This window comes from Acinetobacter sp. WCHAc060006 (assembly GCF_004209135.1).
Lineage (GTDB): Bacteria > Pseudomonadota > Gammaproteobacteria > Pseudomonadales > Moraxellaceae > Acinetobacter > Acinetobacter cumulans.
On the sequence record NZ_SGSS01000012.1, the window covers coordinates 25,347 to 37,557 of the forward strand.

At 40.8% G+C, this 12,211-nt stretch carries 9 protein-coding genes; 6 read left to right on the plus strand and 3 right to left on the minus strand.

Going from position 1 to position 12,211, the window contains the following annotated elements:
* The first annotated feature begins 308 nt into the window (after positions 1–308).
* The 6 genes from EXE29_RS08945 to EXE29_RS08970 all read left to right on the plus strand — a co-directional run bounded on the left by EXE29_RS08945 (position 309) and on the right by EXE29_RS08970 (position 8,254).
* A complete protein-coding gene (locus EXE29_RS08945; RefSeq protein WP_023187985.1) occupies positions 309–1,490 on the plus strand; it encodes an efflux RND transporter periplasmic adaptor subunit in 1,182 nt (393 codons plus the stop codon).
* A gap of 3 nt (positions 1,491–1,493) precedes the next feature.
* Positions 1,494–4,658 carry an efflux RND transporter permease subunit gene (locus EXE29_RS08950; RefSeq protein WP_008942230.1) on the plus strand — a complete coding sequence of 1,055 codons (3,165 nt, stop codon included), beginning with the start codon at positions 1,494–1,496 and terminating at the stop codon, positions 4,656–4,658.
* Complete coding sequence (locus tag EXE29_RS08955; RefSeq protein ID WP_120364228.1) at positions 4,655–6,136, plus strand: efflux transporter outer membrane subunit; 1,482 nt, start codon at positions 4,655–4,657, stop codon at positions 6,134–6,136. Before EXE29_RS08950 ends, EXE29_RS08955 begins: the two co-directional genes overlap by 4 nt.
* A gap of 76 nt (positions 6,137–6,212) precedes the next feature.
* Positions 6,213–6,596: a hypothetical protein gene (locus EXE29_RS08960; protein WP_008942232.1), complete on the plus strand. Its 384-nt coding sequence runs from the start codon at positions 6,213–6,215 to the stop codon at positions 6,594–6,596.
* A gap of 10 nt (positions 6,597–6,606) precedes the next feature.
* A complete protein-coding gene (locus EXE29_RS08965) occupies positions 6,607–7,146 on the plus strand; it encodes a nuclear transport factor 2 family protein (RefSeq protein WP_017396455.1) in 540 nt (179 codons plus the stop codon).
* Between the two features lie 16 nt (positions 7,147–7,162).
* A complete protein-coding gene (locus tag EXE29_RS08970; protein ID WP_023187984.1) occupies positions 7,163–8,254 on the plus strand; it encodes a cation diffusion facilitator family transporter in 1,092 nt (363 codons plus the stop codon).
* A gap of 186 nt (positions 8,255–8,440) precedes the next feature.
* Here the strand turns inward: EXE29_RS08970 and EXE29_RS08975 are convergent, their stop codons facing one another.
* Genes EXE29_RS08975 through EXE29_RS08985 form a run of 3 tightly spaced genes read right to left on the minus strand, consistent with a single transcriptional unit; the run spans position 8,441 to position 12,209 of the window.
* A complete protein-coding gene (locus EXE29_RS08975) occupies positions 8,441–10,306 on the minus strand; it encodes a hypothetical protein (protein WP_120364229.1) in 1,866 nt (621 codons plus the stop codon).
* Positions 10,307–10,350: 44 nt separating this feature from the next.
* Entirely contained in the window at positions 10,351–11,745 is a 1,395-nt protein-coding gene (gene cap4 / locus EXE29_RS08980) for a CD-NTase-associated endodeoxyribonuclease Cap4 (RefSeq protein ID WP_023187982.1), read from the minus strand.
* A gap of 2 nt (positions 11,746–11,747) precedes the next feature.
* Complete coding sequence (locus EXE29_RS08985; protein WP_005314752.1) at positions 11,748–12,209, minus strand: Mov34/MPN/PAD-1 family protein; 462 nt, start codon at positions 12,207–12,209, stop codon at positions 11,748–11,750.
* Between the last annotated feature and the right edge of the window lie 2 nt (positions 12,210–12,211).

Here is a 12,211-nt window from a genome sequence, read left to right on the forward strand (position 1 = left end):
ATACTGTTTTTACTTATTCTAAGAGAAATTTCTACTTAGGATAAAATGAATAATTTGACAGTCTAATACTGGAGGGATATTGCATGAATTTAATTTCCATAGACGGAGGTATGTTTTATAAAGCTGAAAAAACGGACTATTAAACTTATAGAAATTCACTTTTTAATAATTCATATAAATATATGTTCATTTGTATAATCTATTCAGATCACCCTATTGACCTTCCAATTATTGGAAACATTAGCATGTGTGCAACTGCTACAGAAACCTATCCAGAGTGATGTAGCTTTGCATAAAAGGTGAATATCATGAAAAAACGAATGACAGCGGTTGCTGTAGCAGTAGTGATTGCTATCTCAGGTGGTCTGCTGTACACAGCAAAAAATATATCGGATCAACCCAAGCAACAAGCTAGTTCAGCTCAAATGCCTATTCCTCAGGTTCCAGTTGCGGAAGTAATTACACAAGAACTTAATCCAACTGCCGAATATACAGGCTACTTATCGGCACCACAAAGCGTTGAAATCAAGTCCCGAGTCGGTGGTGTCATTAATAGTGTTAGTGTTCCTGAGGGCAGTTATGTTCGTAAGGGACAGGTATTATTTAAAATTGATCCTGCACCTTTTCAGGTTGCTCTGAAGACAGCCCAGGCACGACTGAAAGCAGCAGAGGTTCAGTATAGCCAGGCTGTTCTGGATTTTAACCGGGCAAATAAACTGGTCGAAAGTGGTGCCGTCTCCAATAAGGTTTATGACGATGCACTGGCAACCAAAAATAACCGTCAGGCTCAAGTACAGGAGGCTCAGGCAGCCGTCAGTGCAGCGAAGCTGGATTTATCTTATACCAATATTACAGCACCGATTTCAGGACGTATTGACCGTGTTCTTGTCACCAGTGGTAACTTGATTGCAGGTGGAAATACAGGCAATGCCACAGCCTTAACCACCATCGTTTCAGTCAATCCGCTGTATGTTTATTTTGACCTTGATGAAAAAACCTTTCTCAATCTAAAGGGACAAAATAAATCTGGACAATTCAACTTGCCAATCGAAATGGGATTGGCAAATACAGAAACTTATCCTTATACAGGGAAATTAAACTTTGTAAGTACTCAAATTGACCAGCGTACAGGGACGCTACGGGTTAGGGCATCTATTACCAATGATTCAGGTGAATTAGCACCAGGTATGTTTGCCAGAGTTAAGCTGACCACTGGAAATAAACAGTCCACCATTCTGATAGATGATCAGGCGGTGGGTACAGATCAGGGCAATAATTTTGTTCTGGTTCTTGGTTCGAATAATACGGTTGAATTTAGGCCTGTAACACTTGGCTCGGTCGTTGATGGATTGCGGATTATTAGCAGTGGTCTGCAAACTGGCGATAAAGTCATTATTAAAGGGCTGGTTCGCCCAGGAATGCAGGTCAAGCCAAATATCGTTCCAATGCAAACGCCTACTCCGACTGAAAGTGCCGCACAGGGGAAATAAGCCATGAAGAATTTCCCTCATTTCTTTGTTAATCGGCCAATATTTGCGGTCGTGATCTCTGTGCTGATCGTCATTCTCGGTGCTTTATCACTGTTTAAACTGCCATTGAGTGAATATCCAGCCATTACACCACCGACTGTACAGGTCATGGCAAGTTATCCTGGTGCCAACCCCAAAATCATTGCCGAGACGGTTTCCTCCCCTCTGGAACAAGCCGTGAACGGTGTTGAGAACATGTTGTATATGAGTTCTCAAACCGCAGCCGATGGCAAGATGGTACTGACCGTCACCTTTAAACAGGGTACAGACCCTGATAAAGCACAGATACAGGTACAAAACAGGGTTTCTCGTGCATTGCCACGCTTACCTGAAGAAGTTCAACGCATTGGTGTGGTCACTGAAAAAACCTCACCCGATATTCTCATGGTCATCAATTTGGTGTCATCCAACAAGAATCATGATCCACTATATTTGTCCAACTATGCACTGTTAAATGTGCGTGATGAGCTTGCACGTTTACCAGGTGTTGGAAATATCGAGATTGGTGGTGCTGGTGAATATTCGATGCGTGTCTGGATTGATCCTGAAAAAGTGGCTGCCCGTGGTTTAACCGCCAATGATGTGGTTGCAGCCATTCGTGAACAAAACATGCAGGTTGCTGCGGGTTCTGTTGGTCAACAACCAAATACAACATCGGCCTATCAAGTTACTGTTAATACGCTGGGACGTTTAACCACTGAAGAGCAATTCAGTGAAATCGTGGTTAAAGCTGGTGACACTGGACAAATCACACGCCTGAAAGATGTTGCACGAATTGAACTGGGTTCTGATGCTTATACCATGCGAGCTTTACTGGATGGTAAGCCAACATCTGCCTTACAAATCTTTATGACACCAGGTGCCAATGCACTCGATGTTTCAAGTGAAGTCCGTGAAACGATGGCAGAATTGAAGAAAAGCTTCCCTGACGGTGTGGATTATAAAATTCCTTATGATCCAAATATTTTCGTAAAAGCTTCTTTGAAATCAGTCATTACCACTCTGTTAGAAGCCATTGCACTGGTTGTGCTTGTTGTCATCCTGTTCCTGCAAACATGGCGTGCATCCATTATTCCTTTAATTGCCGTTCCCGTTTCACTGATTGGTACGTTTGCAATTATGTATTATTTCGGCTTCTCCCTAAATACATTGACCTTATTTGGACTGGTACTGTCGATTGGTATTGTGGTCGATGATGCAATTGTGGTGGTGGAGAACGTAGAACGGCATATTGCATTAGGCGAATCACCAAAAGAAGCTGCCCGTAAGGCAATGTCTGAGGTGACAGGGCCAATTATCGCGATTACTGCGGTTTTATCTGCTGTATTTATTCCATCGGCATTTCTTACAGGATTGCAGGGTGAGTTCTATCGCCAATTTGCCTTGACCATTGCGATTTCAACCATCTTATCTGCAATCAACTCTTTAACACTTTCACCAGCTTTAGCAGGTATCTTGCTTAAACCACATCAAGCTGGAAATAAAAAACGTGATTTAACCGAACGCTTATTTGGTTGGTTCTTTAGAGGATTCAATCGGTTCTTTGATAAGGCATCGGACAAATATGTAGGTGCAGTCCGCAAGGGGGTACGTTTAAGTGCCATCATGCTGATTTTGTATGTAGGTTTTCTTGGCCTAACTTGGTTAGGTTTTAACAAAGTGCCGCAAGGCTTTGTTCCTGCACAGGACAAGTATTATCTAGTTGGTATCGCCCAGTTACCTACAGGCGCATCTTTAGACCGCACAGAAGCTGTAGTTAAACAGATGACGGAAATTGCACTGAATGAACCTGGTGTGGAAAGCGTCATGGCATTCCCAGGCTTTACACCAAGTGGTCCAGTCAATGTACCAAACTCTGCCTTGATGTTTGCCATGCTTGATCCATTTGAGGCTCGTCAGGACCCCTCATTATCAGCAGGAGCAATTGCTGGAAAATTAATGGGTAAATTCAGTCAGATTCCTGACGGATTTGCGGGCATCTTTCCACCACCACCAGTACCTGGCTTAGGTTCTATGGGCGGATTCAAGCTACAAATTGAAGATCGGGCTGGTTTAGGCTTTGAAACACTGGCACGTGTACAGGGCGAGATTATGGCGAAAGCCTCTCAGACGCCTGAACTTGTCGGTATGCTTGCGAGTTTCCAGGCAAATGCTCCACAGATTGAAGTTGATATTGACCGTGTAAAAGCGAAGTCACAAGGTGTACCACTGACCGATATTTTTGAAACACTACAAATCAATCTGGGGTCAATCTATATCAATGACTTTAATCGGTTTGGTCGTACTTATCGTGTAATTGCTCAGGCAGATTCCCCATTCCGTATGCAACCAGAGAACATTAATCTGTTAAAGGTGAGAAATGCAGCGGGAGACATGATTCCGCTTTCGACCTTTGTCACGATTAAGCGTAGTTCTGGCCCTGATCGTGTTATGCACTATAACAGTTTCCCATCAGCCGATATTAGTGGTAACGCTGCATCAGGTTATTCATCTGGTCAGGCAACTGCCGCAATTGAAAAAATTGTGCAGGAAACATTGCCACAAGGTATGACCTATGAATGGACCGATCTGGTCTATCAGGAAAAGAATACAGGCAATACTGCGGTCATGGTTTTTGCTCTAGCAATTATTTTGGCGTTCCTTTTCCTTGCAGCTCAATACAACAGTTGGTCAATGCCTTTTGCAGTATTACTTATTGCACCAATGGCCTTGTTATCTGCGATTGTAGGTGTTTGGGTAACTGGTAGTGATAACAACATCTTTACCCAGATTGGCTTTGTTGTTCTGGTGGGACTTGCTGCAAAAAATGCCATCTTAATTGTGGAGTTTGCCCGAGCCAAAGAGGATGAGGGTTTGAATCCTTTTGATGCAGTACTTGAAGCAGCCCGATTAAGATTACGCCCGATTCTAATGACCTCAATTGCATTTATTGCTGGTGTGATACCACTGGTATTAGCCACAGGTGCTGGTGCAGAAATGCGTCATGCCATGGGTATCGCTGTTTTCTCTGGAATGCTGGGCGTGACAATCTTTGGTTTGCTGTTTACACCCATTTTCTATGTCGTCATTCGTAATTTTATTCTGCGTAGAGAACAGGCCAAAGCACTGGTACAGGAGGGTTCAAAATGAAAAATTTAACACTTCATTTAAACCGATACACCTTCCTCAAGAAAATGAGTGTACTAACCACTGCCACTATTCTTGCAGGATGTTCAATGGCACCCATATATGAGCGACCTGTCTCTCCTGTGTCGGAACACTATCCAACAGGAGAGGCTTATCCAGGGCTGCAAGTGAACAATGGAAAGCAAACAGTCGCAGCCGATATTGGCTGGCGTGACTTTTATACCGATCCTGTCTTGCTCCAACTCATCGATCATGCATTGAAAAACAATCATGATTTTAAGGTGACAGCTTTAAATGTTGAGGCGATAGAAGCACAGTATCGTATTCGTCGTGCTGACCGTTTACCACATGTGAGTGTTACCGCAGAGTCAGCCAGTCAGCGTTTACCGTCTGATCTTGCTTATAACCCCCGCATGTATCAGGTTGGTGTTACTTCGGTCGCATGGGAAATCGATTTATGGGGCCGAGTACGCAGTCTGAGTGATCAGGCTTTACAGAACTATTTGGCTTCTAAAGAGGTCCAGACAGCATCACAGTTAAGTCTGGTATCCGCAGTTGCTAATGCTTATCTGGTCTATAAGGCCGATCAGGAAACGTTAGGTTTAACCAAGGCGACTTTGGCGACACAGCAGAAATCCTATGACTTGACCAGGAAACTTGTTGATGTTGGTAATGCAACCCGATTTGACTTACGTCAAGCTGAAATAGGACTGCGCACAGCACAAATCAATTATGCAAAATTCTTGCGTATTACTGCACAGGATCGTAATGCTCTGGTGTTACTTCTGGGTTCGCCATTAACACAGGAACTTGCGGTCCAATTGGACCAGTCCCCAAAAATTCCTGATCAGGTTGTCATACAGGATATACCAGTTGGTTTACCATCGGATCTACTTCAACGTCGTCCAGACATTCGTGCCGCAGAACATAAGCTTCAGGCTGCGAATGCAAACATTGGAGCAGCCCGTGCAGCATTTTTTCCATCCATTACCCTAACGGGTTCGGCGGGTACGGCAAGTTCCAGTCTGGATAATCTATTTAATGCAGGTACAGGTGCATGGAGTTTTATGCCCAAGATTAACTTGCCCATATTTAGTGCAGGTTTAAATCAGGCAAATCTGGATCGCTCACATATCATGAAGCAGATTGAAGTCATCAACTATGACAAATCTATTCAAACAGCTTTTCGTGAAGTTGCTGATGGGCTGGCTGGCAAATCTACGCTAGATGAACAGATCAAATCGCAGCAGCAAATGATTGCGGCCAGCCAGGATGCTCATAAGTTGGCAACCTTACGTTTTGATGCTGGTGAAGATAATTATCTCGCAGTCCTCGACTCACAACGAACACTGTACGCATCTCAGCAGGCACTTATACAGACCCGCCTGGAACGCCTGAATAATCAGGTCAACCTCTACAAGGCATTAGGTGGAGGCTGGAATGAACATACCGTACAGATTGAACGTAAATCTTTGAAATAGCACATCGATGGAGTTCATCTTTTGATGGAAAGAGATGAATTCCTGACAAGATGAAACAGAATATGAGGTCATATAAATGAAATTTATTATCCATGATATAGAAAACTTCCCATTTGTTGAGTTTAAGCAAGATCAGGCAGTTCCAGGTTATTCACCTCAATGGCAGTTGGAAATGCAGGAATTCTTGGAAATGAGCAGTCCGTTTGTGATTGTTTATGATCAATTATCAATGCAAGAAACACCTGAAGACTTTAAACAACGTGGTCTTTGGCTTAAAAACCATAAAGATGAACTTAATCAGTTATGTAAGGCAATTATCTGCATTGAACCTGATCAGGAAAAAAGAGTTGCCATCAGAAAGATGACGGAAATGGCTGTAAAGGCATTTGGCATTCCTTATGAAATCGTCAATACCAGGGAAGACGCCGAACGGATTGTGGATGAACTTATTCAAGTCTAAGGTGAATATGATGAACACTATTTATATCAATCAATTGAAGCAAGATGTTGATGGTCAAGGGAAAAAATCAAAGCCTTTTTTCATGACATTCTTACTCATTCTTATGACGTTAGGATTAGCTTCAATTTCGCATGCAAAAGCACCGATCAATACAGCTTTGGAAACCGTGGAGAGCTATCTTAATATCTGGAATGGTACGCAGCCAGATGACCTGACTAAAGTTCTTGACACGAATGTTGAGTATTTCAATACAAGTAATGAAGAAAACCGTAAAGGTACAGCATCTGTAATTGAGGTACCCAAGTTTTTATTAACAGTCATTCCTGATCGGAAGATGACGCTTACATCCCCGCCACTCATTGTTGGTGATAAGGTTGCTGTCGAATGGCAGCTTCAGGGAACCCTCAATAAAAAAGACCAGTCTGGTAAAAAAGACGCAAAAGTAATCACTTTTAAAGGTGCTTCATTTTTTGAGGTTAAAAATAATAAGATTATATACATCGGTGATTACTACAACAATCATCCATTGCGTAGTCAGTTAGAGCCATAATCAGGAGTGCTATAAAATGTCTTCGCACAACCATACACAAGATCACAAACATAACCACTCTGAACATGATCATAACCATGATCATTCTGGGCATAAGCATAGTCATGGTAACACCCATAAGCACAACCATGATCACTCAGGACACCATCATGGTCATGGTGGTCATGATCACGACCACGATCATGACCACAGCCATATCCCAAGTAATAAAAAAATTCTGACCATAAGCTTTTTACTGATTACCATTTTTATGGTAGTGGAATTTATAGGTGGTTTTATTACCAATAGTTTGGCCTTGATTTCAGATGCCGGTCACATGCTGAGTGACTCTGTTGCACTTGGTATTGCACTTGCAGCAGTCTTCATCGGTCAAAAACAGATTACCAAAAATAAAACATACGGCTATCAACGCTTTGAAATACTGGCTGCTGCATTGAATGGTATTACACTGGTTGGTATCGCACTGTATATCTTTATTGAGGCAATTCTACGGTTTCAGCAACCACAACATATTGAAGTACAAGGGATGTTGATCGTTGCTAGTATTGGATTGCTGATTAATATCATTGTTGCAGTAATGATTTTTAAAGGTAGTGATACCGAACACGACTTGAATATGCGAGGTGCTTACCTGCATGTACTCAGTGATTTGTTAGGTTCTATTGGCGCAATTGCTGCTGCGCTATGTATCTACTTCTTTGGATGGGCCTGGGCAGATACTTTAGCCAGTGTTCTAGTTGCAATACTTGTTCTTCGCAGTGGATATTCAGTTGTAGTAAAGGCTTCGCATGTTTTAATGCAGGGTACACCAGAAAAATTTGACTTGGCAGAAATCAAAGAAACCATTCTTCAAGGCCAGCGAATTCAGGGTGTACATGATTTACATATATGGAGTCTGACAAGTAAACGTTATATTTTATCCTGCCATATTGTTGTGAGTGAAGAAATGAGTATGCAGGAAGTGCAGATACTCTTACATGATCTGGAGAATGTCATACAAAATCTAGGTATTGAGCATGTCACTATTCAGGCTGAAACATCACTCAACAATCACGATGATATTCATCATTGCATTATTGAAAATATACCAAAGGATTCAGAACACTGAGTTTAAAAAGGTTAAATATTCCTAATATAGGTGCTTATCTAGTCACACAAGTGGTACCCAAGTTTAATGGCACTTAAAAGTGCCATTAAACTATATATAATTCAATTTGATATGTAAAAAATTACCCATAGGAAAGAATTATGGACTAGGCTAAAAGAAGATGGTCACAATTGTAAGATTCGAAAATTATTTTTCCTCCTTTTCCTCCTTTTCCTCCTTTAACTTGATATTCGTAATTCCAATTTTTCTTAGAGCATTCAATAACGTTGATTCACCCTCTGACAAGCCAGCAGATTTTGAATGTCTAAAAACAAATAATTGAGTAACCAAATTGGAACCTAGGAGAGTTGTCGTATAAGAACCCTCTGACGAAGGCAGGTTCTCCATGAGCCCAGAAATATACTGCTCAAATTGTTCTACGGTTCTTGACCTAAATATTAGACCAGCATGCCCACGCTCCTTGAGAACACTATCCCCATCTACAGTGGAAACGTAAGTCGCTGGTTGTATATCGAAAAGATAAACTGGAGGGCAATTTACAAGAGATAATCGGATGATCAATGCTCCACGAAGTGCTGTTTTATTTGAGTTTGCATAACACCAATTTTTATAAGCTTGTTTTTCTCCATCTGTAATATCTTTATTATTTAATGTTTCTGAATTAACGAAAAAGGCCATGAGAGTGGGTTTATCGTTGTAATCAAACTCTTCCTCAAAAGTATAATAGTGGACTGCATTGACAATACTGGGATTTAACAAACGTGCCTTTAAACATGCATTCCATAGGCCCATGATTCTTCCATGATCTGGAGCTTCAAACTCTGTATCTCCATTAGTGGTCGGGTTAATTTGGACATTTAGAACTTCCTTAGAGCTATCAGGTTCTCCTGTACCAACTGTATTGGTTTCTTTAGTATTTTTCTTTCTCTGTGGCTGGGTGATGGTTCTTTCATACTTTGTTTTACTTTTTTCCCCGATAGGGCCTGAACCTAACCATGTAAATTCATGACCTAAAATAACCGATTGTAATAATGGTTTGCGCCCTCCTTGATCTTCAGATACGTTAATCTGACCAGGACCTAGTTGCAACTGAGGAGGATTAGGTGAGTTGACATCTACAGGTTTCTTAATGCGGTGAATTACCTTTGGAACACGTCTGATAAGTGTTTGATCAGGTAGTTCTATTCCAAGAACTGTCAAGGCTAAAAAAGCATTGGTGTCAGGAATACAAAAACCTGAAACCCTAATTTTTCTCGTTTCCTTATGCCATGGCATTACTTTAGGGTATATATGGTTTCTTTGGATAAAATCATCATGTTTTGCAATACTGCTAAATAAGATTCTTACGGCATCTTGGGTATATTTGCTATATTTATAGTAGGCAATAAATACATGATCATCTGTTGTGAGGCTATCACCTATAAGGATCGTCCAGGTGTTTTCTTCTTCTGGATGAGGGGTGTAGAGCCGTTCATGTCTTTCGGTCTCATCATATGTTGTCAGAATTCTAGGAAGTTCTGTAGAGAGACCATATCCTCTCACCAGAAACTCAAAACAAGGTACGAGTAGTTCCTTATATTCCTGATCCGTTAAGGAGAAAGAAATGCAATTCTCACGTTGGCTTGGATTAATATAAAATTTATTCTTGTCTGAGAAGAAATGATCTATTCTCCCTGTCTTTTCGTCTCGCTTATATGCTTGAACATAGGTATGTGTAAAATCCGTATGGTCAATATCAAACTCCCTTATTTCAAAGGGAAGATAGTCAACTAATCGTTCATGGTGCCAAACTGTTCCAATAGGCCAAGACACCAAATCTGTTATATTTGCATCAATAAAAATAAAATTATCTGTGGGTGTGTAATCTTCCAGAAGTTCCCTAAAAGCCACATGAACTTTAGGTTGAGCATTTCTACGATCAGCTTTTGCTAACGCTCCATACCACCACACCATTAAGAACTTTTCAGCATTGGATTCAAGAACTTTGAATGCCGGTGATTTTGTTTTATCTGGAGAGTTATCAGTATTTTTTTCATTAGAATGATTGTTCATGGTCAACCTCTCTATTAGTAATATTATCGACTAGTCAATTCTTCTTATATGCTCAGCTCGGCCGTAGGGATATATTGCCCATCTACCCAATCGTAAAGCTGAATATCACAAACACCATTCAAACGATGTCCCAAGACCATTGCAAAAACTGAGGGTGCTTTAATAAAGAGGTGTAATTTAGATAACTTATTTTCAGATTTGAATGAAACTAAAGCGGATTTTGCCTCTCTCACAGCAAGATTTAGAGTTTCCATATTATCAATCGCATAAGAGCTTTCTAGATTCAGTCTAGGTAAGCTCTTTACTTCATTTATTGTAGAGTCAATGTCTTTACCTATAGCTGTAGGAAATCCGATAGTAACTATGGCTTCAGTTTCTCCCTGTAGCTCAACAGGGGCGATTTTATTAAAAAATTGTCCCTCTTTCTGTTTATGGTCATCAGTGCGATAAGCGAGGCCATTATGTTCTATTTCAAGTAGGAAATTACGTGTGGCACTAAATACATAGCCAAGCATACATGCGGTGGACATTCTTTGTTTACCGTCTATAAGGAGGGTTCTACGGTCACCACTGCTATGAATGAAATCCCCAATCGATACCGCTTTTTTGATTAGGTTGTTCCAGTCGCTGGAGGTTTTTTGGGCACGATCAGGACCATTGAAATCACGAATATCTAAGTTTAAGTCTTGGTACTGACTGGTTGAAGTAGAAAGGTTAATTTTGATAGGATCTGATAGCCATTGGCTTCTATCTTCTTCAAGAGCATGGCAAATAAAATTTTCAAAGTCTTTGCGATGTATTGGACCAAAAGAAGAACGAGAAATCAATTTTTTAAACTGATCTCTTAACTGTTTGGCTTTACGTGTAGTGAGTTCGATATTGGATAATTTCTCTTCTATTTCGCCTATAAATACAGAGTCGCTATCTTCAGCATTGAAAGACAGGAAATCAACATGGTCAAGTGCAAACTCAGCAAGTGAGGTTTCGAATCCCTTATCGCTACACCACTGAATAATATCCTGACGACTTTTTTGTAAAATCACAGAATCGGCACTGTATGAAGAGCCAACGCCTCTAATTCTCTCAATCTGGGCAAGAAATGGGTGAAGTGTAGAGGTATAGAGTGGGCATACTAAACTAAAGCGAGTATATTCACTTGATGGAATATCAAACGCCTCCTTGAAGCGCTTAATTTCTTTCCAGAAGTCTGTAGAAGTCAGCGAATGATTTTTAGCTTCATACATGACACGCTGGAAATCTTTCTCTGAAGAGAAGTAGCAAACCTCAACATCACCTATTGATTCACTCACAATGTGACTAAAAGCACTTTCAGATAGCCATAGTGGCAGGTTCTTTAATACAAAGGCATCCTGATAATCAAACCCTACTCGTGCAATTGCACCACCAGTTGATTGTTTTTCTAACAGACTTGCACTCATTATTATCTCTCTAAATCCAGGGTGGATGGGTAACAGGAACCATCTGGTAGGTAGGTGTGGGCACTGCCCTCAAGATGATTGTTTTTTAAATGAAAAATCAGTAAGACTACAAAATTTGCCCCAACTTTTGGATCGGACACCAATTCCCTCATGGTGTGATGGTCTTTACTGCTGGGTTGTACACTAAAGAGAGGATGGCTATGCCATTCACCTAAATAGTTAAATTTTTGATAATTATTGTTTGTTGATTTATGAAAAAGGCGAATTGCTTTAATAGCATCCGTAATTCCACGTACAAAGGATGCGATCGTTCCACTCTTTTGAACAGTTAATGAGCTAACTCTAAAATGATTTGTACCTATATGCTCACCCATTAAAACACCGCCACATTCGTGGGTTCCAGACTTCAACAGGGCTTTTATCAGTAAAATTTGTATATCAGTAGGAATGGATATTTTCAGCATTA